The 24757-nt window shown below is 58.1% G+C and carries 25 protein-coding genes and 2 pseudogenes; 13 read left to right on the top strand and 14 right to left on the bottom strand.

What is annotated here, in order from left to right:
• Positions 1 to 16 precede the first annotated feature (16 nt).
• Positions 17 to 502, top strand: a complete 486-nt coding sequence (locus tag FBY12_RS27250; protein WP_121731213.1) for an N-acetyltransferase — start codon at positions 17 to 19, stop codon at positions 500 to 502.
• Positions 503 to 889: 387 nt separating this feature from the next.
• Here the strand turns inward: FBY12_RS27250 and FBY12_RS27245 are convergent, their stop codons facing one another.
• The 3 genes from FBY12_RS27245 to FBY12_RS27235 form a co-directional block, all read right to left on the bottom strand.
• Positions 890 to 1378, bottom strand: coding sequence for a GNAT family N-acetyltransferase (locus tag FBY12_RS27245; protein WP_121731215.1), 489 nt, complete (start codon positions 1376 to 1378; stop codon positions 890 to 892).
• An 88-nt stretch (positions 1379 to 1466) separates the two neighbouring features.
• The gene (locus tag FBY12_RS27240; protein ID WP_145257513.1) at positions 1467 to 1952 is read right to left on the bottom strand and encodes a GyrI-like domain-containing protein; all 486 of its coding nucleotides are present in this window, start codon (positions 1950 to 1952) and stop codon (positions 1467 to 1469) included.
• Between the two features lie 90 nt (positions 1953 to 2042).
• The gene (locus FBY12_RS27235) at positions 2043 to 2705 is read right to left on the bottom strand and encodes a LysE family translocator (RefSeq protein ID WP_145257511.1); all 663 of its coding nucleotides are present in this window, start codon (positions 2703 to 2705) and stop codon (positions 2043 to 2045) included.
• A gap of 140 nt (positions 2706 to 2845) precedes the next feature.
• On the opposite strand from FBY12_RS27235, the gene alaC reads away from it, so the two are divergent.
• Positions 2846 to 4063: an alanine transaminase gene (gene alaC / locus FBY12_RS27230; RefSeq protein WP_145257508.1), complete on the top strand. Its 1218-nt coding sequence runs from the start codon at positions 2846 to 2848 to the stop codon at positions 4061 to 4063.
• Positions 4064 to 4193: 130 nt separating this feature from the next.
• Here alaC and FBY12_RS27225 read toward each other — a convergent pair whose 3' ends face one another.
• Together FBY12_RS27225 and FBY12_RS27220 are read right to left on the bottom strand one after the other, a co-directional pair.
• Complete coding sequence (locus tag FBY12_RS27225; protein WP_092278937.1) at positions 4194 to 5546, bottom strand: GntP family permease; 1353 nt, start codon at positions 5544 to 5546, stop codon at positions 4194 to 4196.
• Between the two features lie 82 nt (positions 5547 to 5628).
• Positions 5629 to 6162 carry a gluconokinase gene (locus FBY12_RS27220; RefSeq protein WP_121731219.1) on the bottom strand — a complete coding sequence of 178 codons (534 nt, stop codon included), beginning with the start codon at positions 6160 to 6162 and terminating at the stop codon, positions 5629 to 5631.
• Between the two features lie 216 nt (positions 6163 to 6378).
• Between FBY12_RS27220 and FBY12_RS27215 the strand changes: the two genes are divergently transcribed.
• Positions 6379 to 7410 (top strand): LacI family DNA-binding transcriptional regulator, encoded by a 1032-nt coding sequence (locus FBY12_RS27215; RefSeq protein ID WP_145257505.1) that lies wholly within the window; start codon positions 6379 to 6381, stop codon positions 7408 to 7410.
• Between the two features lie 323 nt (positions 7411 to 7733).
• On the opposite strand, the gene FBY12_RS27210 is transcribed toward FBY12_RS27215, so the two are convergent.
• Complete coding sequence (locus tag FBY12_RS27210; RefSeq protein WP_145257502.1) at positions 7734 to 8606, bottom strand: LysR family transcriptional regulator; 873 nt, start codon at positions 8604 to 8606, stop codon at positions 7734 to 7736.
• A gap of 120 nt (positions 8607 to 8726) precedes the next feature.
• On the opposite strand from FBY12_RS27210, the gene FBY12_RS27205 reads away from it, so the two are divergent.
• The 4 genes from FBY12_RS27205 to FBY12_RS27190 all read left to right on the top strand — a co-directional run bounded on the left by FBY12_RS27205 (position 8727) and on the right by FBY12_RS27190 (position 12285).
• Positions 8727 to 9161, top strand: coding sequence for a PACE efflux transporter (locus FBY12_RS27205; RefSeq protein ID WP_092278929.1), 435 nt, complete (start codon positions 8727 to 8729; stop codon positions 9159 to 9161).
• Between the two features lie 42 nt (positions 9162 to 9203).
• Positions 9204 to 9836: a glutathione S-transferase family protein gene (locus FBY12_RS27200; protein ID WP_145257499.1), complete on the top strand. Its 633-nt coding sequence runs from the start codon at positions 9204 to 9206 to the stop codon at positions 9834 to 9836.
• Positions 9837 to 10172: 336 nt separating this feature from the next.
• Positions 10173 to 11597, top strand: a complete 1425-nt coding sequence (locus tag FBY12_RS27195; protein WP_145257496.1) for an MFS transporter — start codon at positions 10173 to 10175, stop codon at positions 11595 to 11597.
• 136 nt (positions 11598 to 11733) lie between these two features.
• The gene (locus FBY12_RS27190; protein WP_145257494.1) at positions 11734 to 12285 is read left to right on the top strand and encodes a hypothetical protein; all 552 of its coding nucleotides are present in this window, start codon (positions 11734 to 11736) and stop codon (positions 12283 to 12285) included.
• 73 nt (positions 12286 to 12358) lie between these two features.
• On the opposite strand, the pseudogene FBY12_RS28275 reads toward FBY12_RS27190, so the two are convergent.
• Both FBY12_RS28275 and FBY12_RS28270 read right to left on the bottom strand, forming a co-directional pair.
• A pseudogene (locus tag FBY12_RS28275) lies at positions 12359 to 12781 on the bottom strand (methyl-accepting chemotaxis protein); the annotation flags it as partial.
• A 120-nt stretch (positions 12782 to 12901) separates the two neighbouring features.
• Positions 12902 to 13573 (bottom strand): annotated as a pseudogene (locus tag FBY12_RS28270) (PAS domain-containing protein); the annotation flags it as partial.
• 596 nt (positions 13574 to 14169) lie between these two features.
• Between FBY12_RS28270 and gstA the strand changes: the two are divergent.
• Together gstA and FBY12_RS27175 are read left to right on the top strand one after the other, a co-directional pair.
• The gene (gene gstA / locus FBY12_RS27180) at positions 14170 to 14772 is read left to right on the top strand and encodes a glutathione transferase GstA (protein WP_145257489.1); all 603 of its coding nucleotides are present in this window, start codon (positions 14170 to 14172) and stop codon (positions 14770 to 14772) included.
• 358 nt (positions 14773 to 15130) lie between these two features.
• Complete coding sequence (locus FBY12_RS27175) at positions 15131 to 15538, top strand: GNAT family N-acetyltransferase (protein ID WP_145257486.1); 408 nt, start codon at positions 15131 to 15133, stop codon at positions 15536 to 15538.
• Positions 15539 to 15662: 124 nt separating this feature from the next.
• On the opposite strand, the gene def is transcribed toward FBY12_RS27175, so the two are convergent.
• The 3 genes from def to FBY12_RS27160 all read right to left on the bottom strand — a co-directional run bounded on the left by def (position 15663) and on the right by FBY12_RS27160 (position 17522).
• Positions 15663 to 16202, bottom strand: a complete 540-nt coding sequence (gene def / locus FBY12_RS27170) for a peptide deformylase (protein ID WP_121731228.1) — start codon at positions 16200 to 16202, stop codon at positions 15663 to 15665.
• A gap of 2 nt (positions 16203 to 16204) precedes the next feature.
• Positions 16205 to 17158: a YihY/virulence factor BrkB family protein gene (locus FBY12_RS27165; protein ID WP_092278911.1), complete on the bottom strand. Its 954-nt coding sequence runs from the start codon at positions 17156 to 17158 to the stop codon at positions 16205 to 16207.
• Positions 17159 to 17330: 172 nt separating this feature from the next.
• Positions 17331 to 17522, bottom strand: coding sequence for a CsbD family protein (locus FBY12_RS27160; RefSeq protein ID WP_092278909.1), 192 nt, complete (start codon positions 17520 to 17522; stop codon positions 17331 to 17333).
• Between the two features lie 201 nt (positions 17523 to 17723).
• Here FBY12_RS27160 and FBY12_RS27155 point away from each other — a divergent pair, with 201 nt between their 5' ends.
• The gene (locus FBY12_RS27155; RefSeq protein WP_121731229.1) at positions 17724 to 18101 is read left to right on the top strand and encodes a hypothetical protein; all 378 of its coding nucleotides are present in this window, start codon (positions 17724 to 17726) and stop codon (positions 18099 to 18101) included.
• Between the two features lie 110 nt (positions 18102 to 18211).
• Here the strand turns inward: FBY12_RS27155 and fadD1 are convergent, their stop codons facing one another.
• Both fadD1 and fadD2 read right to left on the bottom strand, forming a co-directional pair.
• Positions 18212 to 19903: a long-chain-fatty-acid--CoA ligase FadD1 gene (gene fadD1, locus FBY12_RS27150; RefSeq protein WP_121731230.1), complete on the bottom strand. Its 1692-nt coding sequence runs from the start codon at positions 19901 to 19903 to the stop codon at positions 18212 to 18214.
• A 353-nt stretch (positions 19904 to 20256) separates the two neighbouring features.
• A complete protein-coding gene (gene fadD2, locus FBY12_RS27145) occupies positions 20257 to 21945 on the bottom strand; it encodes a long-chain-fatty-acid--CoA ligase FadD2 (RefSeq protein WP_145257483.1) in 1689 nt (562 codons plus the stop codon).
• Between the two features lie 274 nt (positions 21946 to 22219).
• Between fadD2 and FBY12_RS27140 the strand changes: the two genes are divergently transcribed.
• Entirely contained in the window at positions 22220 to 23164 is a 945-nt protein-coding gene (locus FBY12_RS27140; RefSeq protein WP_145257480.1) for an alpha/beta hydrolase, read from the top strand.
• Between the two features lie 66 nt (positions 23165 to 23230).
• Positions 23231 to 23701, top strand: coding sequence for a MaoC family dehydratase (locus FBY12_RS27135; protein ID WP_054044906.1), 471 nt, complete (start codon positions 23231 to 23233; stop codon positions 23699 to 23701).
• 135 nt (positions 23702 to 23836) lie between these two features.
• Here the strand turns inward: FBY12_RS27135 and FBY12_RS27130 are convergent, their stop codons facing one another.
• Complete coding sequence (locus FBY12_RS27130) at positions 23837 to 24304, bottom strand: PA2169 family four-helix-bundle protein (protein WP_145257477.1); 468 nt, start codon at positions 24302 to 24304, stop codon at positions 23837 to 23839.
• Positions 24305 to 24508: 204 nt separating this feature from the next.
• Between FBY12_RS27130 and FBY12_RS27125 the strand changes: the two genes are divergently transcribed.
• A complete protein-coding gene (locus FBY12_RS27125; RefSeq protein WP_007949456.1) occupies positions 24509 to 24745 on the top strand; it encodes a DUF3820 family protein in 237 nt (78 codons plus the stop codon).
• Positions 24746 to 24757 lie beyond the last annotated feature (12 nt).

The following is a 24757-nucleotide window of genomic DNA, read 5'->3' as shown; positions in this document are numbered from 1 at the left end:
GAAAAGGACACCTCCAGTGACAGTCGTACTCGTGCCATACGAGAGCCTGAACGCGTTGCAGCGCCAGCAGGTCGAGGCCATTGAAGTTCACCGGGAACAGATCAGATTCAGCGGCGACATCCACGGTGCGTTGCACACCTTGCTGTCCAAACCCGGCCCCGGCGTCAAAGGTTTCGCGCTGCTGGCCGAGGACATTCCCGTCGCGTTCCTGCTGCTCAAACGGCCACCGGTTTTACCGGCCTGGGCCGACGAACACAGCGCCACGCTGCACGCCCTGCAAGTCGATCAGCACGCCCAGGGCAAAGGTTATGGCAAGGCCTGCCTTGAAGCATTGCCCGAGGTTGCGCGGCAGGCATTTCCCGAAATCAAGGCGATTGAATTGTCGGTCGACGCCGACAACGAAGCGGCGATTGCGCTGTACGCCCGGTTCGGCTACGTCGACAGCGGAGAGGCGTATCGCGGCCGCATCGGCTACGAGCGGCGCATGAGCCTGGTGTTCTGATGCACACATGTAGGAGCGAGGCTTGCCCGCGAAGGCGTATTCACCGCCAACATTGATGGTGAAAGTGCCGGCCCAATCGCGAGCAGGCTCACTCCCACAGGGGATTTTCAGTGGGCTGGAGATTTGTGTACGACACACACCCAATGTAGGAGCGAGGCTTGCCCGCGAAGGCGTAGTCACCGTCAACATTGATGTTTAAAGTGCCGGCCCAATCGCGAGCAGGCTCACTCCTACAGGGGATTTTCAGTGGGCAGGAGATTTGTGTACGACACCGTCCCGATGTAGGAGCGAGGCTTGCCCGCGAAGGCGTAGTCACCGCCAACATTGATATTGAAAGTGCCGGCCCAATCGCGAGCAAGCTCGCTCCCACAGGCGTCTTCAAATCAATCAGAGTTCCAGCACCATTTCATGCCAGGCCATTCCGCCGTGGTCCGATGCCGAGGGCTTGATGTAGGCGAAGCCGAAACCGGCGTACAGCGCAATGTGCCGTTCCTTGCACATCAGGTGAATATGGGTTTTGCCCAGCGCGCGCATACGCTCAATGAACTCGGCGAGCAAGCTTTTGGCCAACCCTTGCCGCTGAAAATCCGGGTGCACCACCACTGACATGATCACCACGTGCGGGCCAGCCGGGTCGTGGCCGATCAGCTCCTTGAACGCTTCGTCCGACATCTCGACGTCAAACGCCGCACCGGAATTGACGAAACCGCCTACAACGCCGTCCACGTCAGCGACGATAAAACCCTCGGGCCAAGTGGCGATGCGCGTGGCGATTTTTTCGCGGGTGGCAGCTTCGTCGCCTTCATAGGCAACGGTTTCGATGGCGTAGCAGCGGTCGAGGTCGGCGGGCGTGACATTGCGGATGACGGTGTTCATGGCAACTCGGGATCAGCGTAGGAAAGATCGCAGATCATAAATTAAAACGCTGCAGAGGCGGACTGGGCGTCCGCACTCTCGCGCGGATTCAATCCTTGAGTGGTAACCAGATTTCCAGCACGCCGGTATTCAGCGTCGGGTTGAAATCTTCGCTGTAGCGTTCGAACTCCGGCGCATCCGCCGCTTGCCGCCCCGATTGCGGCAGCCAGGTTTTCCAGATGTATTGAAAGGTCGCAGGCAAGCTGTCCAGCGAACCCTTGTGCTCGAAAACCGCGTATTGCTGCGGCTGCACTTCGACCCAGCGGTACTTGTCTGGCAGATCATCAAGCTTGTCGATTTCGACGCCGGCAATGTATTCGAAACCACCCTGACCGTCGGGATTGCAGCAGATGCCGTAGGTCACTTCGCTTTTTTGCCCCGGAATATTGCCGATCTCGGGAACGAATTGTTCCCAGAGCTTGGGAATATCCTTCGAAGATTCCTGTGTGAATCGCCCGCCCAGCCCGGCGATGAGCAGAAAGTGCCCGTGCTCAAAGCGTGGTTCGGCGAGTTTGACCTGCGTTTGTTCATCCATGATTCAACTCCTTTGATGGAAAAGTGGGCGTTGGGAAGCTCAGCGGAAAAAGTATAGAACTCATGCCCGATTCCCCCAGCGATTGGCCGTTCAAAGCCCCGGCATCTGCCCGACGGCAGCCTTGCCGATAAACTCGTTGTAACCCGATAGGATCACGTACACCGCGAAATAGCAGAAGATCGCCGCCGATGCCATGTACGAATAGCGCAGCAATCTGTCGCCGAGCAGCTTGCCGCCATGACTCGCGGCGAAGCACAGCGCCCCGCACCAGAACACCCCGGCGCAGAGAAATCCGCCGAGAAACAGCGCCGAACTGAGCGCACCGCCACCGCCCGACCGCGCGATCAGCGTACCGCCGACTGCGGCGAACCACAGAATCGCGCTTGGCGAGGACATGGCGAGGAAGATCCCGCGAAAAAACTCACGTCTATGCGAGTTGTTTCCTACGTCCGCCGCCTCGGCCAGCACGGCTTCATGGTGGATCGCCGAGTAGATCATCTTCGCCGCGAAGTACAGCAACAGCGCCGATCCGCCGATCCACAGCACCCAGCGCACGGTTTCGTATTGCAGCAAAACGGTCATGCCGGCCAGCGCCAGAATCGCGTAGATCAGGTCACCGACACAGGTCCCCAACCCCAGCGCAAAGCCTTGAAAATAGCCGCGTTGCATGGCCAACGTGATCATCGCGATGTTGGCAACGCCGATATCCAGGCACAACGAAAGGCTCAACAAAAAGCCGCTGCTAAATTCCATCAACCCGTTTCCTTCGGACAATTTTGTTTACAAAGTGGCTGGACAGTTTGCCACATCCGCCCTTACATTCCGCCACAGGCCACCGCAGTGGCCAGCGTCGCTCGGACGGTTCCGGGCGCTCACGTTCTCCGAGGCAACGAATGGCTAACCCAGGTTCGCCGCGCCGCTTTGCGCGCATAGATCGACTCCCCCCCTACGTTTTCAACATCACTGCCGAGCTGAAGATGGCCGCGCGTCGTCGTGGCGAAGACATCATCGACTTCAGCATGGGCAACCCCGACGGCCCGACCCCGCCGCACATCGTCGAAAAACTGGTGACCGTCGCCCAGCGCGAAGACACCCACGGTTACTCGACGTCCAAGGGCATTCCGCGTCTGCGCCGGGCGATTTCCAATTGGTACAAGGATCGTTACGAGGTCGACATCGACCCGGAAACCGAAGCCATTGTCACCATCGGTTCCAAGGAAGGCCTGGCGCATTTGATGCTGGCCACCCTCGACCAGGGCGACACGGTGCTGGTGCCGAACCCGAGCTACCCGATTCACATTTACGGCGCGGTGATTGCCGGCGCGCAGGTGCGCTCGGTGCCGCTGGTTCCCGGCGTGGATTTCTTCGCCGAACTGGAAAGCGCGATTCGTGGCTCGATCCCGAAGCCGAAGATGATGATCCTCGGTTTCCCGTCGAACCCGACCGCGCAATGCGTGGAGCTGGATTTCTTCGAACGGGTGATCGCTCTCGCCAAGCAATACGACGTCTTGGTGGTGCACGATCTGGCGTACGCCGACATCGTCTACGACGGCTGGAAAGCCCCGTCGATCATGCAAGTGCCCGGCGCCAAAGACATTGCGGTGGAGTTTTTCACCTTGTCCAAGAGCTACAACATGGCCGGGTGGCGCATCGGTTTCATGGTCGGTAACGCGGAACTGGTCAACGCCTTGGCACGGATCAAGAGTTACCACGACTACGGCACGTTCACGCCGTTGCAGGTGGCGGCGATTGCTGCGCTCGAAGGTGATCAGCAGTGCGTCAAAGACATCGCCGAGCAGTATCGCCAGCGCCGCAATGTGCTGGTCAAAGGTTTGCATGAACTGGGCTGGATGGTCGAGAATCCGAAGGCGTCGATGTATGTCTGGGCGAAGATTCCTGAAGCGTACGCGCACCTGGGTTCGCTGGAATTTGCCAAGAAAATGCTCGCCGAGGCGAAGGTTTGTGTCTCGCCGGGCGTAGGCTTTGGCGAGTATGGCGATGACCACGTGCGCTTCGCACTGATCGAAAACCAGGACCGGATTCGTCAGGCAGTGCGCGGGATACGCGGGATGTTTCGCGCGGATGGGCTGGTCGCAAAAACCAACGCCTGACGCATAACACTGTGGGAGCGAGCTTGCTCGCGATGCGGGCCTGACATTCAGCGAAGAGGTTGAATGTCAGTCCGTCATCGCGAGCAAGCTCGCTCCCACAGTTGTTTTGCGATCTTGCTGCCTGTGTGGCTTAAACGAACATCGACAGCAGCAGGATGAAGCCCAGCGCCACCACGGACAGGATGGTTTCCATCGCGGTCCAGGTCTTGAAGGTTTCCACGACGGTCATGTTGAAGTACTGCTTCACCAGCCAGAAACCGGCGTCGTTGACGTGCGACAACACCAGCGAACCGGCACCGGTGGCCAGCACCAGCAGCTCGCGGTTGACGCCCGGAATCATCCCCACCACCGGCACCACAATGCCCGCGCCAGTAATGGTCGCCACAGTCGCCGAACCGGTCGCAACACGAATCACCGCAGCCACCAGCCACGCCAACAGGATCGGCGAGATCTGCGCGTTCACCGCCATGTGGCCGATCACATCACCGACGCCGCTGGTTACCAGCATCTGTTTAAAGCCACCACCGGCACCGATGATCAGGATGATCGCGGCGGTCGGCGCAAGGCTGGCGTCGAGCAGTTTCAGAATCTTGTTCGAGCCCATGCCCTGGCGGTAGCCGAAGGTGTACAGCGACAGCAGCAAGGCCAGCAGCAGCGCGGAAATCGGGTGACCGATCATGTCCATCCAGGCACGGAAGAAGTGCCCTTCCGGCAGCGCCACGTCAGCAAAAGTCTTCAGCAACATCAGGAACACCGGCAACAACACGGTGATCAGGGTGATGCTGAAACTCGGCAGCGTGGTCGCCTGCGGTTCGCGCGCCAGTTGATCAACCAGTTCCTGATTGGCGTGGCCCGGAATGTGTTTGGCGATGAACGTACCGAAAATCGGACCGGCAATAATTGCCGTCGGCAGCGCCACGATCAAACCGTACAGAATGGTTTTACCGATGTCGGCACCAAACACGCCGATGGCCAGCAGCGGGCCCGGGTGTGGCGGAACCAGACCGTGCACCGCCGACAGACCGGCCAGCAGCGGGATACCGATCTTGATGATCGACACACCGGTGCGCCGCGCAACGATGAACACCAGCGGGATCAACAGCACAAAGCCGATTTCGAAGAACAGCGGAATGCCGACCAGGAACGCCGCGAACATCATCGCCCACTGCACTTTGTCCTTGCCGAACGCGCGAATCAGCGTTTGCGCAATCTGATCCGCACCGCCCGATTCGGCCATCATTTTGCCGAGCATGGTGCCCAGCGCGAGGATGATCCCGACAAACCCGAGCACACCACCGAAGCCGTCCTGGAACGCTTTGAGAATGGTGCCCACCGGCATGCCTGACGTCAGGCCGAGGAACAGCGCGGCGATGATCAGTGCAATAAACGGGTGAAATTTGAACTTGGTGATCAGGACAATAAGTCCGATCACCGTGACCACTGCATCGAGCAGCAGGAACGTCTCGTGGGACATGCCGAACATTAGGGGTGTCTCCTGATTGTTGTTGTTATTAAAGCGGGAAATTCGCCAGGCGCGAGGACAGCGCTATCTCTTCGAAGAAAACTCATACCGAAAATTTCAAACCGTGTTGCAGCCACCAGGCGTGCGCCTGTCCGGCCAATTGCGCGACGCTGTGGTTGGAGGCGTCCAGTGCCAGGGTCAGCGGCTCGCCGACCGGCGATTCAAGCGTGGCGAATTGGCTGTCGATCAAGGTCGAGGGCATGAAGTGGCCGGGACGGTGCGATACACGTTCGGCGGCGACTTCCGGCGTCAACTCAAGGAATACGAAACCCAGGCCCGGCAAGGCACTGCGCAACACTTCGCGGTAACTGTGTTTGAGTGCCGAGCAGGTCAGCACGGGGTGTTTGCCCTCGGCGTCGACGCGGCGCAGTTCCACGCACAGGCTTTGCAGCCAGCCGGCACGGTCGTCGTCGTTCAGGGGAATGCCCGCGCTCATCTTTTCGATATTGGCGGCAGGGTGGAAAGTGTCGCCTTCAATGGCAGTCGCGCCGCTGAGCTGGCACAAGGCCTCGCTGACGCAGGTCTTGCCGCAACCGGCAACGCCCATGATGACCAGGGCGGTGATGGGATGATTCATGAAACACCTCAGCGCGCAGACAGCGCTACCTTTGCCAGTTATGACACTAGACCAAAAGCAGAAGTTGCCGACGCCTTCTTGTCATTTTTGTGGGTTGCAGCATGTTCGTTCGCGACGCCAAGGAACGAGGTTCAGGCAAACCCCGCTCACGCATTTGCAGCTGCATCGAGACAGCGCTACCTTAGTGCCTTGAATTTTGTTTGGCAAGCCGCCCCGATGACCACCTCTAAAAACGATAAAAATACCCGCACCACCGGCCGCCCTACCCTCAACGAAGTCGCACGCCTGGCCGGCGTCAGCCCGATCACGGCCTCGCGCGCGTTGCGTGGTGTCAGCACAGTGGCCACCGAACTGGTGGAGAAAGTCCAGAAAGCCGCGCTCGAGCTCAACTACGTGGTCAACCCCGCCGCTCGCGCGCTGGCCTCGGCGCAGAGCCATTCGGTGGTGGTGCTGGTGCCGTCGTTGTCCAACCTGCTGTTTATCGACACGCTGGAAGCGATTCATCAAGTGTTGCGGCCCAAGGGCTTCGAAGTGCTGATCGGTAACTTCCACTACTCGCGCGATGAAGAAGAAAACCTCCTGCGCAACTACATGGCGTATCAGCCGCGCGGTTTGCTGCTGACCGGTTTTGATCGCACCGAAAGTTCGCGGCGAATGATCGAGGCGAGCAACATTCCTTGCGTCTATATGATGGAACTGGACACGGCGGCGGGCCTCAATTGCGTGGGATTCTCGCAACTGGCGGCGGGCGAAACGGCGGCAGCGCACTTGCTTTCGCGTGGTCGCAAACGCCTGGCCTACATTGGCGCGCAGCTCGATCAGCGCACCTTGCTGCGCGGCGAAGGTTTCCGCAAGGCGCTGCAGAAGGCCGGTTTGTACGACCCAGACCTGGAAGTGCTGACGCCGCGCGCGTCTTCGGTAGGGCTGGGCGGCGAGTTGTTTGTGCAATTGCTGGCCAGTCATCCCGATGTCGATGCGATCTTCTTTGGTAACGATGACCTGGCCCAAGGCGCGCTGCTCGAGGCGATGCGTTGCGGGATCAAAGTCCCGCAGCAAGTGGCGATCCTCGGCTTCAACGACCTGCCCGCCTCTGCCCACATGGTCCCGCGCCTGAGCAGCATCAGCACCCCGCGTGAAGCCATCGGCCGCCGCGCCGCCGAACAAATGCTCACGCTGATGGCCGGCAACACCGTGGCCAAACCGGTGCAGGACATGGGTTTCGAACTGAAAGTGCGCGAAAGCACCTGACCTGTCGGGCCCATCACCACTCATCAACTGGCCTCACCAACCCACCAACACTCAGCTGGTCTCTCCAACCCAACACCACTTCTCAACTGAGCTGCCCAACCCACCACCACTCCTGTGGCGAGCGAGCTTGCTCGCGTTGGGCTGCGGAGCGGACCCATGGCGGATGCCGCCGTTTCGTCAGGTAAAACCGGTCGCCTGGTTTGGGGGCTGCTGCGCACCCCAGCGCGAGCAAGCTCGCTCGCCACAGGGTTATCGGGTTGCCTGGAATTGCTTGGGGTTGCTTGGGGTTGCTTTGGGTTTGGTGGTGGGTTGCGTTGGGGGTTTCAGGCAGACATCAGGCCTACGAACGCCAGCGCTGCTTTCTGCAGTGGCTGGCTTTTGAGCCACACCGCGTGCACTGGCAGCAGCAAGCCATTCTCGATGTTGCGAAAACTCAGGCGTTTGAGGCGGCCCGCGTCCAGCAGCGGTTGCACCACCGATAACGGAAAATTGCCCCAGCCCAAACCGGCCTCGACCATCTCCAGCGCCATCGCCAGGGTGTCGGTGCGCCAATACGACTGCGCGACCAGCGGCCGCGTGTCGCTGATCGGCAAGTCGCGGCTGGCGACGATGATCTGGCGCAAGTGCAGCAAGTCTTCCAAGTACAAATCCTGGCCCTGAAACAGCGGATTGTCCGCCGCCAGCGTGGCGATCATCCGTTCGCTGCCGACGAACTGAAAGCGCTCGAGCCCGTTCACACTCAACCCGGCGAACGCCAGACAGACACTGACGCGACCGCTGTGGAGCATCGCCAACACGTCATCCTGCGGCGCGCTCAGCACTTCGATGTCGAGCAGCGGATGCCGCTCGGCAATCACCTTGATCGCCGCCATCAAACGGCTTTTATCCAGGTCCGCGACCACGCCAATCGACAGCCGGCTCTCCAACCCCAACGACAACTCGACCGCGTGCACCTGCAATTGCTTGAGTTGCTCGGCAATCAGCCGCGCGTGCGGGACCAGCGCATTGGCCATCGCGGTCGGCACCGGTTCGCGGTGGCTGCGATCGAACAGCGAATAACCGAGTTCGGCTTCAAGATTGCCGATGCCCATGCTCACCGCCGACGGCACTTTGCCCAGTGCCCGAGCGGCGGCGGAAAACGAGCCGCGCTCGATCACTGCGAGAAACAATTCGATGCTGTCGCTGTTGAAGTTCATTCGCCGTCCTATCAATAAAACTGAAAGCTGCTGACTTTTTCTGTCAGCGCTATTGAAGCTATCTTTCGCCGCCTCCGCCAGTGCTGCTGGCATCAAGTTGCAACAAAGAGGCAAAAAAACATGCAAGGCGTTAAACGCAAACTGGTCTACGTGTCGTTGTACGAAATCATCGGCATGACCTTCTCGGCGCTGGGTCTGGCGCTGCTTTCCGGCACTTCGCCGGGCAGCACCGGGCCGCTGGCGGTGATCATCACCACCATCGCCGTGACCTGGAATTTCATCTACACCTCGCTGTTCGAGCGCTGGGAAAGTCGCCAGCCGTCGCGCACTCGCACGGTCAAACGGCGCATCGGCCATGCCGTGGGTTTTCAACTAACCTTGATTGTGTTTCTCATCCCGTTGATTGCCTGGTGGATGAACATCAGCCTGGTGCAGGCCTTTTTGCTCGACCTGGCGCTGATCATTTTCATCCCGTGCTACACCTTCGCCTTCAACTGGCTGTTTGATCGCACGTTTGGTTTGCCAGCGTCAGCGCTGCCGGATCCTGCTGCTTGATGGTAGATTCCCGAGGCGTCGTTTCGCTGAAGGAGTAGCACCATGGAACATGCACTGAAAATTCTTGGGAAAGCGTCATCGATCAACGTCAGAAAAGTCCTGTGGACTTGTGAGGAGCTGGGCGTTTCCTACGAACGCGAGGATTGGGGCAGCGGTTTTGCCTCTACCCACAGCCCCGAGTTCACGCGGCTCAATCCGAATGCACAGGTGCCGGTGATCATCGATGACGCCGGGGTGTTGTGGGAATCCAACACCATTTGCCGCTACCTCGCCGGCAAGCATCACAATCACGACTTGTTGCCCGGCGAACCGGCCGCCCGCGCGCGTGTTGAGCAATGGATGGACTGGCAGGCTACCGAGCTCAATCGCTCGTGGGGTTATGCCTTTACCGCGCTGGTGCGCAAAGATCCGGAGTGCCAGGACCCGCATCAAATCGCCGTCGGCGTGGATGACTGGAACCGCAAAATGACCATCCTTGAACACCAACTCGCGGCCACCAAAGCCTACGTCGCCGGGCCACGGTTCAGCCTGGCCGACATCGTCATCGGCCTGTCGGTGAACCGCTGGCTGATGACGCCCATGGAGCGCCCCGACTTGCCCGCCGTCGATGAGTATTTTCAGCGACTGGCGCAGCGGCCGGGCTTCCTCAAGTTCGGCTGTAATGGTTTGCCATAGCAGATAAACCCACCACCACCACCACCACCACCACCAAACCTGTGGCGAGCGAGCTTGCTCGCGTTGGGCTGCGAAGCGGCCCTTCTTTTATCTGGGACTGCTGCGCAGTACTACTATTTTTCCGGGACTGCTGCGCAGTCCAACGCGAGCAAGCTCGCTCGCCACAGGGGTCACCTAAAGGTTGATGGGCAATACCCCGGTTGCGCCATAAACGGCTAAAACGTAAGCGGATATTGCAATAACCCTGCAAATCCAATCACAAACCCGCAAAACATCACAATCCGTGATAACCGATAGCAGGCTAAGCTTTCCCTTCAACAAGAATCGGATCAGCCCATGCCTGCCTACTCCCCCGCTATCACCCAAACCGACGGTATCGACCCCGTTCGCGCCGCGCAGATTTCCGCGCGCATCGACCGCCTGCCCGCCGTTGCCACAATCTGGAAACTGGTGGCGTTGCTGTCGATTGGCGGTTTTTTCGAGCTGTACGATTTGTTCCAGACCGCTTACATCAGCCCCGGTCTGATCCGCGATGGCATCTTCGCCACCGGCAGTGGCGGCGTTTTTGGTTTTTCTGATCAAGCTGCGTTTGCCTCGGCGACATTTCTCGGTCTGTTCCTCGGTGCGAGCCTGCTCAGCCCATTGGCCGACCGCTTCGGCCGAAGAGCGATTTTCACTTTTGCGCTGATCTGGTACACGGTCGCGACTGTGGCGATGGGCGTGCAGAGTTCGGCACTGGGCATCATTTGCATGCGCTTTCTGGTGGGCATTGGCTTGGGCATCGAGCTGGTGACCATCGACGCCTACCTCTCGGAACTGGTGCCGAAACGCATGCGCAGTTCGGCGTTTGCCTTCGCGTTTTTTGTGCAGTTTTTATCGGTGCCTGCGGTAGCGCTAATGTCGTGGTGGCTGGTGCCGCAAGCGCCGTTCGGTGTGTCTGGCTGGCGTTGGGTGGTGTTGGCGAGCGCGGTGTTTGCGCTGTTTATCTGGTGGCTGCGCTCGCGCCTGCCGGAGTCGCCGCGCTGGTTGGCGCAGCATGGACGCTTCGATGAGGCGAGCAGGATTCTCGATAACATCGAGGCGCGCTGCGTGAAAGATCAGGGCAAAGCGCTGGACGAACCGGAACTGGCGGCGGTAGACGTGCAGGGTGCGGGGCGATTCGCTGACATCTGGCAGCCGCCGTATCGACGTCGGGCGCTGATGCTGATTGTTTTCCATGTGTTTCAGGCGATCGGTTTTTTCGGTTTCGGCAACTGGCTGCCGGCGCTTTTATCCGGTCAGGGCGTCAGCGTTACGCACAGTTTGATGTACGCCTTCATCATCACCCTCGCCTACCCGCTCGGGCCGTTGCTGTTTGTGAAATTCGCCAACCGTTTCGAGAACAAATGGCAGATCGTCGGCTCGGCCCTCGGCGCCATGACTTTCGGCACATTGTTCGCCCTGCAAACCAGCGCGTTGGGGCTGATCGTCTGCGGGGTGATGATCACCTTCTGCAACGCCTGGCTGAGCTTCGCTTATCACTCTTACCAAAGTGAATTGTTCCCGACCAACATCCGCGCGCGGGCCGTGGGCTTCTGTTACTCGTTCAGCCGTTTGTCGACAGTGTTCAGCAGTTTGCTGATCGGGATTTTCCTCGAACACTTCGGCACGTCGGGGGTGCTGGCCTTCATTGTCAGCAGCATGTTGATCGTGATGATCACCATCGGTTACTTCGGCCCGCGTACGCGCAACCTGGCATTGGAGAACATTGCCCACCGCTGAAGCGGTGACCGTCTGCCGCCGAGCGGCAATAACTGACCGCCGCCACACCTGAATCGCCGCGCAAAACCGGCGTTTCAGCGGCGGCACGCTAATTGCTCCTACACAATCAACAGCAATTACCTACAGGCTATTCATCATGTTGGTCAGCGCCCAGAAAGCTTCGATCATTCAGCAGACCCAACGCACGGACATGGACCCGACCACGGCCGCCGCGAGTGCGCTGTACAGCGGTTTGATCCAGAACGCGCAAAATACCATCGCGCAAATCAAGCAGGACAGCACCAACGCGCAGTCCTCCGGGCTGACTTCCGCCACCCAGCAGATCAGCGCGGCGAGCACCATCAACGACAACGTGGATGAAGCTTTCGCCAAAACCCGCGTGGCGTTGCAGGCCTCGGTGCCGGAAGAAGACAAGAGCAAGTCCACCGACAGCGCGGCCATGGCCGACTTCAAGGACTACATGAGCAAGACCCCGGAACAGCGTTTGCGCGACAGCATTCTGCAAGAGCTGGGCATTACCGAAGACCAACTGAAAGCCATGCCGCCGGCGCAGCAAATGGCGATTGGCAAGGAGATCGCCGAGCGTCTGCAAGACAAGATGAAACTGGCGCAGGCCGACAAGGACAATGGCAGCAGCGACAAGGCTGACGGCCAACAAGTGGTCGACAAGTTCCTGGCTGCGCTCTAAGCCAACACGCAGAACCTGCCGAACACTGCAAAAAACTGTGGGAGTGAGCTTGCTCGCTCCCACAAGTTGTTTGCTAGTTCAACTGCAACGTCGAGTTGAACTGGCTGATCGCATCGACGACATGCCGCGAGCCTTGTTGAATCTCCACGATCACCTCCCCCGCTTCATTCGCCAGTTCTACGCCTAACCCGGTTCGGCTCAGACTTGATTGCATGCTCGCCACAGCGCTCAACGACAAATCATGGTTCTTGCGCACCACTTCGACAATCTCCAAAGTTGCCTGGCTGGTTCGCGCGGCGAGGCTGCGCACTTCGTCGGCCACTACCGCAAACCCACGCCCATGTTCGCCCGCGCGCGCCGCTTCAATGGCCGCGTTGAGTGCCAGCAAGTTGGTCTGGTCGGCGATGCCGCGGATGGTCTGGACGATAGTGCCGATAATGTCCGATTGTTTGCTCACTGCGTCGATGCTCTCGGCGGCTTGATTAAGGTCGCGGGAAATATCCTGGATGATCTGCACGGTCTGCTGAACCACTTGCGAACCTTTCTGCGCGCAGGCGTCGTTCTGTACCGAGGTGCTGTGCGCTGATTCCGCAGCAGATTGCAGCGTGGTGACCTGGTTGGTGATGTCGCTGGCGAACTTCACCACTTTGTACAATCGGCCCTTACTGTCGAACAGCGGGTTGTATGACGCTTCCAGATAAATCGTGTGGCCGTACTTGTCTTTGCGCTCGAAGCGGTGCGAGTGATATTCGCCGCGATTCAGTGATGCCCAGAACGCCTTGTACTGCGGCGATTCGGCTTCGGCGCGATGGCAAAACAGGCTGTGGTGCTGGCCGACTATTTCATTGAGCGAGTAGTGCGTGGTTTTCAGGAAGTTCTCGTTGGCCGTAATAACGTTGCCCTCGGGGGTGAATTCGATCACCGCCATTGAGCGCCCGATGGCCGCCAGCATACTTTCGTTTTCATGCTCTTTATTGACCCGGTCGGTGATGTCCGAGGCCACTTTTATTACGCTTCTGACTTGGCGATCCGGACCGAACACCGGCATGTAACTGGCTTCCAGCCAAATCTCCCGACCGGCCTTGTTCAATCGCAAAAACGTGCCGCTGACCGGCTCGCCGCGCGCCAGGTCACGCCACAATTTGGCGTATTCCTCGCTGCGGTAGAACGCTTCTTCACAGAATATGCGGTGATGTTTACCGCGTACTTCTTCGACGCTGTAACCCATAGTCGCGCAAAAGTGTTCATTGGCGTCGAGCACTATGCCATCCGGGCTGAACTCGATCATCGCCATTGAACGACTCACCGCCGCCAACTTGGCGTTGGCTTCGGTCAGCGCACAACTGAAGCGCTCGATCTGCTGCAAATCAGCCTTGTGATGTAGGTTGAACATGGTTCTATCACCTTAAGCGCAGTCTTCTGATTGATGAAAGTTGTCGGTCTTTCAAATGGTCATGAAACAGGCACACGCATCCCGCCAAGGGCAGGAAGTGTCAGGTGATAGGTGATGTTCAATCGGAACGTCCATGCAGCAACGCTCTCATCAAGACATCCTTCTCTTGATAGCCCGGTCGGGCCAGCCCTAACGTTTTGGTAAGTAATTCCATTTACCGCACAGCTCCGTGTTGTGAAAACCGGTGCGTTGTTCGCGCACTCTGGTGGTGTATCACGCGGTGAAAATTTGATCTGGATAGTTAGTTATGGCTAAGCATAGCCAGCGTAATCAACCGCGCAAGGCCAGCAGTCGGCGGGTAATCAGGGTGTTCAGGACAAATGCCGGACTTGGCCGACGGGTTCGGCGCCATCAACTATTTAAAATTTCATTTTACCCAGCCGCGTTGCACGCCTGACACTGGAAGGCTTCGTCTACCTGGAGCGCTTCCCATGAAGTTATATTTCGCCCCGCAAGCCTGCTCGATGGCATCGCACATTGTGCTGCGCGAACTCGATCTGCCGTTCGAGTTGGTTCGTGTCGATAACAAAGCCAAGAAGACCGCCACCGGTGAGGACTATCTCGCGATCAACCCCAAGGGTTACGTGCCAGCGCTGCAACTGGACGACGGCCAGGTTTTGACCGAGGGCCCGGCCATTTTGCAATACCTCGCAGACCTTCGCCCCGAGGCCAAACTGGCACCGGCCAACGGCAGTTTCGAGCGTGTGCGTTTGCAGGAATGCCTTAACTTCGTCTCGACCGAGATTCATGGCTGCCTGGGTTGGCTGTTCAACTCGCAGTTTCCGGAAGAAGTTAAAGCGCAGATGAAGGAGAAACTGTTCAAACGTTTCAAAGTGCTGAGCGCGACGCTGGAACAGCAAGACTACTTGCTGGCGAGCGGTTTCAGCGTGGCCGATGCGTACTTGTTCACGGTGCTGCGCTGGACATCGTATTTTGCGATTGATTTGAATCAGTGGCCGGCATTGGTGCAATTTCAGGCGCGGGTGGAGGCGCGGCCAGCGGTGAAAGCGGTACTGGCGGTAGAAACCGCGTAAGACTTGCGAGCATTTGTGGCGAGCGAGCTTGCTCGCGCTGGACTGCGCAGCAGTCCCCTTCTTCCTGATATCAAAAGGGGGGGCCGCTGCGCGACCCGACGCGAGCAAGCTCGCTCGCCACAGGCTTTTTGTTAAAGCTCGCTATTAATGCCCGAACACGTCCACCTTCTTGGCCTTCTTGTCCGCGCGTTTTTCATCGGCGGTTTTTGCCGGTTTTTTCTTCGCTGCTTTCTTTGAATCCATGCCTTTGGCCATGATACGTACTCCACTCATACGGGATGTGGGGTCAGGTATACACCTATCGCCGCGCGCGCGTTCTTTTATAATCGCCGACTTTACCGACCGACAGCCCAGGCCCATGCCAGACACCCAATACGCCCTGCTCGACGAACCGTTATGGCCGCTGATGAACAAGTTCTACCGCGCCCACCAATCGCCGATGAAAGCGGTGCGCGATGCGCAATTGTGGGTGGCGCGGCGTGGTGAAATCGTTGCCGCGTTGTGCTTGCGGCCGGTGGCGGGCGGGTATTGGCTGACCGGGTTGTTTGTCGACCCGGCGTGTCGCGAACAAGGGATCGCGGCGGCGCTGATCGCCGCAGCGGTCAAAGACCTCGACAGCCCGGTGTGGTTGTATTGCCATCCGGATTTGCGCGGGTTTTATGAGCGGCGCGGGTTTACGTTCGACCCGAAAATGCCCTACGCGATGGTCGAGCGATTGGCCCGGTATGCACGGAGCAAACCGATGATTGCGATGGGATTGGGCTAGAGATACATCAAACCTGTTGGAGCGAGCCTGCTCGTGATAGCGCTGTGTCAGTCAGTAACAGTTGACTGACATGGCCTTATCGCGAGCAGGCTCGCTCCTACAGTTGATGTTTATCGCTGCGGGGTTATTCGTCTGCGGCCGGGTCGAGTTCCGGGAACAGCACTTCGGTGAAGCCGAATTTGCTGAAATCGGTAATCCGCGACGGGTACAAACGGCCGATCAGGTGATCACATTCGTGCTGCACCACCCGCGCATGAAACCCCGAGGCGATGCGCACAATCGGCTGGCCCTTCGGATCAAAACCTTCATACCGAATGTGCTGGTAACGCTGCACCGCGCCGCGCAAACCGGGCACGGACAGGCAACCTTCGAAACCCTCTTCCAGGGTCGGGCTCAGCGGCGTGATCAACGGGTTGATCAAAATCGTCTGCGGCACCGCTTCGGCATCGGGATAACGCTCGCTGTGCTCGAAGCCGAAGATCACCAGTTGCAGATCGACGCCCACTTGCGGCGCGGCCAGGCCTACGCCGCCGACGCTTTCCATGGTCTGGAACATGTCGTCGATCAATTCCCATAACTCAGGGCTGTCGAACATTTCTGGCGGTACGGGCGGGGCGATGCGCAGCAGGCGCTCATCACCCATTTTCAGGATTTCACGGATCATGTTCAGACTTCGTCAGTGTTCGGCTTGAGCGAGTGATCTCGTCCCAGTCCCGAAACGTGTTGTTTGGTGTCTTCCTGGTCGTTTTCGCCGGGGACTTTTTCACCGGGGTCTTTGCCCTCGGTCGACATGTGCTCGATCACCGCATTCATCTCCGCGCCGAGCAGCAGCACGGCGGCGGAAATATAGAAGTACAGCAACAGCACGATGATCGCGCCGATACTCCCATACATGGCGTTGTAATCGGCGAATGTCTTGACATAGAAGGCGAAACCCAGCGACGCGCTGATCCATACCACCACCGCCAGCACCGAGCCTGGCGTGATGAAACGGAACTCCTGTTTGACGTCGGGCATCACGTAGTAGATCAACGCCACCGCGACCATCATCAGAATCACAATCACCGGCCAGCGGGCGATGGTCCACACCGTGACGATGAAGTCTTCGAGGCCGACTTGCGCGGCAATCCAGCCCATCACTTGCGGCCCGAGCACCATCAGCGCGGCGGCGATCAGCAGCATCCCGGCAATGCCGATGGTGTAGAAAATCGACAGCGGAAAGCGCTTCCACACCGGCCGGCCCTCAACCACGTCATACGCCGCGTTCATCGCGCTCATCATCAGCCGCACGCCCGATGAGGCGGTGTAGAGGGCGATGACGATACCGATCGAGAGCAGACCACCTTTCGATTGCTGCAACTGGTCGATGACCGGGTTCACTTGTTCCAGCGCCTGAGGCGGCAGGACCAGTTCCGATTGAAGACGCAGCCACGAGAAAAAGTCCGGCAGGTGCAGGAAACCGATCAGGGCAATCAGGAAGAGAATGAAGGGGAACAGCGAGAACAGCATTTGGTAAGCCAGCGCCGAGGCGTAGGTCGACATTTCATCATCGATGAATTCTTTGACCGTACGCACCATCACGCGGTGCAGGGGCAGGCGTTTCATGTCAGGGAAAATCATTAGCGTCTCCTTTCGCCGCAAAAAGGTTGAAGTCGTGGCGACTCAGGGTCCGTTTTCTACATCAAAGTAGCCGGTTTGGCGACTTTGAAACAATTTCGTTTTAATCCAATGCTTCTGACACAAAAACGGCCATCCGTGAATGGCCGTTTTTTTGCTGCAATCAACGAGGCAATCACGCCTTGTCGACGCCCTTCTTGACGGCGTCCTTGGCTTTGCCCACAGCTTGCTGAGCTTCACCTTTCTTTTCCTGAACCTTGCCTTCGACTTGCAGCTTGTCGTTGTCAGTCGCTTTGCCGACGCCTTGCTTGACGTTGCCGACTGCTTCGTTTGCCATGCCTTTAACTTTATCGCCAGTGCTGCTCATGGTGTTTCTCCTCAGAACAATTCAACGGGGAAAGTCGTTACACAAAGATTGACCGGCGCCCATTGGCGGGAGTTTCATTTATTTTTTCAGCGACATTTCATCGCGGCACACAGGTTGGGCTTTATGTTTGCCCGCCAACCCCCGAGAATGCGCAACGTATTCAGGCCCCAGGCGCTGAAGATCCAATCCCGTAGGAATGTTATGAAACTCGATAAAAAGCAGGCCATTGCCCGCAGAAACCAGGAACTCGGCGGTGCTGTGCTTGGCGTCAACAACTGCCATTTCACCGAATTGAACCGCAATCGCAACATCTGGTGGTTTGATATTCCGGTCGCACGGCTGGCCGTCGGTCAGTACGAATGGGTGCATTTGCTGATGCACACGCCGGACACCGACGAGCTGGTGCATTTGAAAGTGCCGACGGTGTTCCTGCGCGAGAAACTCGAAGGCCTGGTGGTGCGCAACGAAGGCAAGCGCAAAGCGGCGTTGAGCCTGGAGTTGAGCGCCGACAAGGACTCGTACCTGCAGGACATGCGTCCGGCGGGGACCAACGTCAATTTCGCGCCGTTCCGCCTGTAACGCCGGCCCACTGTGGCGAGGGGGCTTGCCCCCTCGCCATAGAGTCCTCGTGAAATTGTGCTGCAAACAAAAAGCCCCGCATCTGCGGGGCTTTTGTGTTTCAGCGTGTTTTATTTCTTCACGCCAAGCTTTTTCAGTTCTTCGTCGCGCAGTTCGCGGCGCAGGATCTTGCCGACGTTGGTGGTCGGCAGCGCATCGCGGAATTCCACGGAACGCGGGACTTTGTAACCGGTGACGTTGGCGCGCATGTGCTCCATCACCTGTTCCTTGGTCAGCGTCACGCCCGGTTTGGCGACGATGAAAATCTTGATCGCCTCGCCCGACTTCTCGTCCGGCACGCCGATGGCCGCGCATTGCAGCACGCCCGGCAGAGTCGCCAAAACGTCTTCGAGCTCATTCGGATACACGTTGAAACCGGAGACCAGAATCATGTCTTTCTTGCGATCGACAATGCGCATGTAGCCGTCTGGCTGAATGATCGCGATGTCGCCGGTTTTCAACCAACCTTCGCTGTCGAGCATTTCATCGGTGGCGTCCTGGCGCTGCCAGTAGCCCTTCATCACCTGCGGGCCCTTGACGCACAGCTCGCCGATTTCGCCCAGCGGCTGTTCAACGCCGGCATCGTCGATGACTTTGCACAGGGTCGACGGCACCGGAATGCCGATGGTGCCGATCTGGATGTTCTGGATCGGGTTGACCGTGGCCACCGGGCTGGTCTCGGTCATGCCGTAACCTTCGCAGATGGCGCAACCGGTCACCGCTTTCCAGCGCTCGGCGGCGGCCAATTGCAGGGCCATGCCACCGGACAAAGTGACTTTCAGCGCCGAGAAATCCAGTTTGCGGAACGCTTCGTTATTGCACAGCGCAACAAACAACGTGTTGAGGCCGACAAAACCGCTGAACTTCCACTTCGACAGTTCCTTGACCATTGCCGACAAGTCGCGCGGGTTGCTGATCAGGATGTTGTGGTTGCCGATCAGCATCATCGCCATGCAATGAAAGGTGAAGGCATAGATGTGGTAAAGCGGCAGCGGCGTGATGAGGATTTCGCAGCCTTCATTGAGGTTGGAACCCATCAGCGCCTTGCATTGCAGCATGTTCGCCACGAGGTTGCGGTGGGTCAGCATTGCGCCCTTCGCCACGCCGGTGGTGCCGCCGGTGTATTGCAGCACGGCAACGTCGCCGCTGTCCGGGTTAGCTTCGGCGACCGGTTGGCCGTGGCCCTTGCTCAACACGTCGTTGAACTTGATGGCTTTCGGCAGGTGATACGCCGGGACCATTTTCTTCACGTACTTGATGACGCTGTTGATCAGCAGGCGCTTGAGCGGCGGCAGCAGGTCGGCGACTTCAGTGACGATGACATGCTTGACCCCGGTTTTCGGCACGACGGTCTGGGCCAGGTGCGCCATGTTGGCGAGGCAGACGAGGGCTTTGGCCCCGGAGTCGTTGAATTGGTGTTCCATTTCCCGCGCGGTGTACAGCGGGTTGGTGTTGACCACGATCAGCCCGGCGCGGATGGCGCCGAATACCGCGACCGGGTACTGCAACACGTTAGGCAGTTGCACGGCGATTCGATCACCGGGCTGCAAGTCGGTATGCTGTTGCAGGTAAGCGGCAAAGGCACCGGACAATTCGTACAGTTCACCGTAGGTGATTGTCTTGCCCAGGTTGCTGAAAGCCGGTTTGTTGGCGAAGCGTTGGCAGGATTGCTTCAACACTGCCTGAATATTCGGATACTCGTCTGGATTGATGTCGGCAGCAATCCCGGCAGGGTACTTATCCTTCCAAAAGTCTTCGATCATGGAAGCCCACTCCTCAGCAACGCGAATTCATCACCGCATTTGATGCGATTATTATTGGTGTGTGTTTTTAGGGTGAATCTGGCTTTTATATAGGCCGAGAAGTCACAAAAGCGCGCCGAGAGTAGCAGCTTTGCCAAGGGCCGACTAGAGCCAAAAAGAGCCTCTACAGTCACTTTAATGACTCAAGAATAACCGGCAGTCATTTTAGAGCAAAAATTCTATACATCCGTGAAACCCCCGGAATTCAGGGGTTATCCAAAAAAAATCGCGAGCAAGCTCGCTCCCACAGGACCATCGAAAACCCTGTGGGAGCGAGCTTGCTCGCGATCGCGCGAAGCGCGGCCATTCAACCGTTATGCAATATCCCGCAACTCGCGGCGCAGAATCTTGCCCACCGGCGTCATCGGCAACGACTCCCGCAACACAATGTGTTTGGGCACTTTGTACGCGGTGAAGTTTTCCTTGCAGTAAGCCTTCAGCTCTTCAAGGCTGACCCCCGATTCACGCGCCACTACAAACAACTTCACCGCCTCGCCGGAACGCTCGTCCGGCACGCCGATCACCGCGCAATTGGCGACTTTCGGGTGGGCCATGACCACGTCTTCGATTTCATTCGGGTACACGTTGAAACCCGAGACGATGATCATGTCTTTCTTGCGATCGACAATGCGCACAAAACCGTCCGGGTCGATCACCGCGATATCGCCGGACTTGAACCAGCCCTCGGCATCCAGCACTTCGGCGGTGGCTTCGGGTTTCTGCCAGTAACCTTTCATGATCTGCGGGCCTTTGATGCACAACTCGCCCCGCTCGCCCAACGCCTGCTCGACACCTTCGTCGTTGATGATTTTCAGCGTGGTGCCCGGCACCGGCAGGCCGACCGTGCCGATTCGCGATTTATCGCCATACGGGTTGGTGCAGGCCACCGGCGAGGTTTCAGTCAGGCCGTAGCCTTCGGTGATCCGGCAACCGGTGAGCTGTTCCCAGCGCTCGGCGGTGGCTTTGACCAGCGCGGTGCCACCGGAGTTGGTGAGTTTGAGACTGGAGAAGTCCAGCGTCTTGAAATCCGGATGATCCATCAACGCCACAAACAGCGTGTTCAACCCGAGCAGCGCCGAAAATCGCCAGTTTTTCAGCTCTTTGATAAAGCCCTTGATGTCGCGTGGATTGGTGATCAGCACGTTGTGGTTGCCGGTGACCATCATGCACATGCAGTTCGCCGTGAATGCATAGATGTGGTACAGCGGCAGCGGCGCGATCATCACTTCCTGACCTTCACGCAACAACGGCTGGCCGTCGCTGCCGAACTGGCCGAGACACGCGCGCGCCTGTTGCATGTTCGCCACCAGATTGCCGTGCGTGAGCATCGCACCTTTGGCCAAACCGGTGGTGCCGCCGGTGTATTGCAGCACGGCGATGTCGCCGAGCCCGGCATTCAGTGGCTTGATCCCCAGGCCCCGGCCCTGACGCAGCGCGCTTTTGAAGGAAATGGCCTGCGGCAAGGAATACGCCGGGACCATCTTCTTCACTTTGTTGACCACGGTGTTGATCAGCCAGCCCTTGGCGGCGGGCATCAGGTCGCCCATCTTCGCTTCGATCAGGTACTGGATGTCGGTGTCGGCCAGCACTTCCTGGACCTTGGAACCGAACACATTGAGGTAGACGAGCGCCCGGGCGCCGGAATCCTTGAACTGGTGGCGCATCTCGCGCGGGGTATACAGCGGGTTGGTGTTGACCACGATCAGCCCGGCGCGCAGGGCACCGAACACCGCAATCGGGTAATGCAGGACGTTGGGCATCTGCACCGCGATGCGGTCGCCCGGCACCAGGTCGGTGTGGGCCTGCAGATAACCGGCGAATGCAGCGCTGTAGCGTTCCAGTTCAGCGTAGGTCAGGGTCACGCCCATATTGCTGAAGGCCGGACGATCGGCGAATTTCTTGCAGGAGCGCTCGAACACCTCGATCACCGACTTGTAAGCGCCCAGCTCGATATCCAGGGGCACGCCGGCCGGGCGTTTGTCATTCCAGAAATCAGGTTGCATTGTTCTTGTCCTCTTTACCTGAATCTATCCGGGGCCACTTCTGTCATTTGTGAAACACCAACAACGGAAAGCGGAGCTTCACGGACACTAGCAGTTATGGCGGATCAGGCAAATATGGCCAAGTGCGTCATAGATCGTGTGAATCTTCCTGCCCCGCTGTGGGCTGATCAGACGAGGCGCGTCGGATGCGCTATACAATGCAACGACATCTGCAACGACACACGCAGCAACATTCGCAGCAACATCCGCAGCAAAACCGTGCAAAGGAACCGCCATGACCCACGACACTTTCTGGCTGACCGCAAGTGATCACAGCCGCCTCTTCGTCAACCAGTGGTTGCCCGACGCGCCACTGAAAGCGCTGATTCTGCTGGCCCACGGGATGGCCGAACACAGCGGCCGTTATGATCGGCTGGCAAAAAGTTTCTGCGCGCAGGGGTATGGCGTCTACGCACCGGACTTGCGCGGACATGGCAAAACTGCCGAAAACGCCACGCTCGGGCATTTCGCCGATGACGATGGCTGGTGCAAAGTGGTCGGCGATCTTGCCAGCCTCAATCAACACATCGGCCAGCAGCATCCCGGCGTGCCGATTGTGCTGCTGGGCCACAGCATGGGCAGCTACATCGCCCAGGCGTATTTGCTGCATCACAGCGCCAGCCTGCACGGGGCGATTCTCAGCGGCTCGAATTTTCAGCCGATCGCGCTGTATCGCGCGGCGCGGCAGATTGCTCGCCTGGAACGCTTGCGTCAGGGGCCGAAGGGGCGCAGTGCGCTGATCGAATATCTCTCATTCGGCTCGTTCAACAACAAATTCAAACCCACGCGTACGAAATTCGATTGGCTGAGCCGCGACCCGGCGCAGGTCGATCTGTACGCCAACGACCCGCTCTGCGGCTTTCGTTGCACCAATCAGCTGTGGATCGACTTGCTCGGCGGCTTGCAGCAAATCAGCAAAGCGTCCAATCTCGCCCAGGTCGATCCGGGCCTGCCCTTGTTGGTAATGGGCGGTGAATGTGATCCGGTGAGCGACGGCAAGCGTCTGAAGGATCTGGCCAATGCGCTGCGCACCGCCGGCAGTCAGAACCTGCAACTGAATATTTACCCGCAGGCACGCCACGAGCTGTTCAACGAGAGCAACCGCGATGAAGTGACCGCCGACGTATTGAACTGGATCGCCGAGGCCCTGAGCCACCGCCGCCCGGCCAGAACCGAATAGTTTTTCGACAGATTTTTGAACAGTTGCTTTTGTGGATTTTTAAATTCGTCACAGGAATTGAGACAAATGACCCAGGTTACCAACACCCCTTACGAAGCCCTTGAAGTCGGCCAGACCGCCAGCTATAGCAAAACCGTCGAAGAGCGCGATATTCAGTTGTTCGCCGCAATGTCCGGTGATCACAACCCGGTGCACCTGGACGCCGAATTCGCCGCCGGCACCATGTTCAAGGAACGCATCGCGCACGGCATGTTCAGCGGCGCGTTGATCAGCGCAGCGGTGGCTTGTGAGTTGCCTGGGCCGGGGACTATTTATATCGGTCAGCAGATGAGCTTTCAGAAACCAGTGAAAATCGGCGACACCCTGACCGTGCGCTTGGAGATTCTCGAGAAACTGCCAAAGTTTCGTGTACGGATTGCCACTCGCGTGTTCAACCAGCGTGATGAGTTGGTAGTGGACGGCGAAGCGGAGATCCTCGCGCCACGCAAGCAGCAGACTGTGACATTGCCCGTATTGCCGGCGATCAGCATCGGCTGATCAAACCCTGCATTTGTGATGATGGGCTTGTGTGACGAGGTGGCTTGCCCGCCTCACCACAGGTACGCGCCGCTTTTATTGCGGGCATAAAAAAACGCCAGTCAAACTGGCGTTTTTTGTTACAGCGACAAGCAATTACGAGCGAGCACGAGCCTGGTTACGCAGGGCTTTTACTTGGTCGTGGTTGCGTTGTACGCCGTGGTACTGACGCTCAACCAGGTCACGAATGCCAACCAGATTGTGCTTGCTGATTTTTTCCAGCGCTTCTTTGTAAGCCTTCAGCGCGTGGTCTTCACCGCGTTCAGCTTCGTTCAACACGGCTTCTTCATCCTTGCCGGTAAACATCGCTTTCACGTCTACCCAGCGACGGTGCAGGTCACCGCTAACGCTGGTCGAAGTTTCCGGATCGCCGCCCAGTTTGCGGACTTCGGCTTGCAGCTCGGCAGCAGCGGCCGCGCAATCAGCGGAACGGGTAACAAACAGAGATTTCAATTCTGGATGCTTGATGTCTTCAGCGCAGGTCTTGAAGCCTTCCTGACCGTCTTTGCTGGTTTCGATCAGGTCGTTCAGTACAGAGATGGCTTCTTTATTCACGTCAGTCATTTTTCAATTCCTCGCGGTTTGATGAGAGATGCAATAGCTATTGCAGCCTGCATGCCAGCTTTGGATTGAATATTTAATCCTTATATTTCAATAACTTATGATTTCATCAAAAATCTGTATCAGTGTTATTTGCATGATCTGTCATTTGGCCTGCATGCAGAATGCCTGTATTTTCCAGACTGATTGAATCCAGACGACTGATGAATGAATCCTGAAAAGCTCGAATTGCTGATAACCCGCGAAATGCCCTTCGGCAAATACAAGGGCCGGATCATTGCCGACCTGCCCGGCCAATACCTCAACTGGTTCGCCCGTGAGGGTTTCCCGCACGGCGAGCTCGGCGGTTTGCTTGCGCTGATGCAGGAAATCGATCACAACGGTTTGTCCGAACTGCTCGAGCCGCTGCGCGCCAAACACGGCAAACCCGCCCCTCGCCACTGAATCAACTGAGTA

Origin of the sequence: Pseudomonas sp. SJZ131 (assembly GCF_007828705.1) — a bacterium.
Classification (GTDB): Bacteria; Pseudomonadota; Gammaproteobacteria; order Pseudomonadales; family Pseudomonadaceae; genus Aquipseudomonas; species Aquipseudomonas prosekii.
This window is presented reverse-complemented; position numbering and strand designations above follow the sequence as displayed.

Coding starts and splice junctions, on each gene's coding strand:
- FBY12_RS27130 (WP_145257477.1), bottom strand. CDS start 24,304: ATGACTGACGTGAATAAAGAAGCCATCTCTGTACTGAACGACCTGATC.
- fadD2 (WP_145257483.1), bottom strand. CDS start 21,945: ATGCAACCTGATTTCTGGAATGACAAACGCCCGGCCGGCGTGCCCCTG.
- FBY12_RS27205 (WP_092278929.1), top strand. CDS start 8,727: ATGCAAGGCGTTAAACGCAAACTGGTCTACGTGTCGTTGTACGAAATC.
- FBY12_RS27210 (WP_145257502.1), bottom strand. CDS start 8,606: ATGAACTTCAACAGCGACAGCATCGAATTGTTTCTCGCAGTGATCGAG.
- FBY12_RS27195 (WP_145257496.1), top strand. CDS start 10,173: ATGCCTGCCTACTCCCCCGCTATCACCCAAACCGACGGTATCGACCCC.
- alaC (WP_145257508.1), top strand. CDS start 2,846: ATGGCTAACCCAGGTTCGCCGCGCCGCTTTGCGCGCATAGATCGACTC.
- FBY12_RS27140 (WP_145257480.1), top strand. CDS start 22,220: ATGACCCACGACACTTTCTGGCTGACCGCAAGTGATCACAGCCGCCTC.
- FBY12_RS27160 (WP_092278909.1), bottom strand. CDS start 17,522: ATGAGCAGCACTGGCGATAAAGTTAAAGGCATGGCAAACGAAGCAGTC.
- def (WP_121731228.1), bottom strand. CDS start 16,202: ATGATCCGTGAAATCCTGAAAATGGGTGATGAGCGCCTGCTGCGCATC.
- FBY12_RS27225 (WP_092278937.1), bottom strand. CDS start 5,546: ATGTTCGGCATGTCCCACGAGACGTTCCTGCTGCTCGATGCAGTGGTC.
- FBY12_RS27125 (WP_007949456.1), top strand. CDS start 24,509: ATGAATCCTGAAAAGCTCGAATTGCTGATAACCCGCGAAATGCCCTTC.
- FBY12_RS27155 (WP_121731229.1), top strand. CDS start 17,724: ATGAAACTCGATAAAAAGCAGGCCATTGCCCGCAGAAACCAGGAACTC.
- FBY12_RS27240 (WP_145257513.1), bottom strand. CDS start 1,952: ATGGATGAACAAACGCAGGTCAAACTCGCCGAACCACGCTTTGAGCAC.
- FBY12_RS27135 (WP_054044906.1), top strand. CDS start 23,231: ATGACCCAGGTTACCAACACCCCTTACGAAGCCCTTGAAGTCGGCCAG.
- fadD1 (WP_121731230.1), bottom strand. CDS start 19,903: ATGATCGAAGACTTTTGGAAGGATAAGTACCCTGCCGGGATTGCTGCC.
- FBY12_RS27165 (WP_092278911.1), bottom strand. CDS start 17,158: ATGATTTTCCCTGACATGAAACGCCTGCCCCTGCACCGCGTGATGGTG.
- FBY12_RS27200 (WP_145257499.1), top strand. CDS start 9,204: ATGGAACATGCACTGAAAATTCTTGGGAAAGCGTCATCGATCAACGTC.
- FBY12_RS27190 (WP_145257494.1), top strand. CDS start 11,734: ATGTTGGTCAGCGCCCAGAAAGCTTCGATCATTCAGCAGACCCAACGC.
- FBY12_RS27215 (WP_145257505.1), top strand. CDS start 6,379: ATGACCACCTCTAAAAACGATAAAAATACCCGCACCACCGGCCGCCCT.
- FBY12_RS27235 (WP_145257511.1), bottom strand. CDS start 2,705: ATGGAATTTAGCAGCGGCTTTTTGTTGAGCCTTTCGTTGTGCCTGGAT.
- FBY12_RS27245 (WP_121731215.1), bottom strand. CDS start 1,378: ATGAACACCGTCATCCGCAATGTCACGCCCGCCGACCTCGACCGCTGC.
- FBY12_RS27220 (WP_121731219.1), bottom strand. CDS start 6,162: ATGAATCATCCCATCACCGCCCTGGTCATCATGGGCGTTGCCGGTTGC.
- FBY12_RS27175 (WP_145257486.1), top strand. CDS start 15,131: ATGCCAGACACCCAATACGCCCTGCTCGACGAACCGTTATGGCCGCTG.
- gstA (WP_145257489.1), top strand. CDS start 14,170: ATGAAGTTATATTTCGCCCCGCAAGCCTGCTCGATGGCATCGCACATT.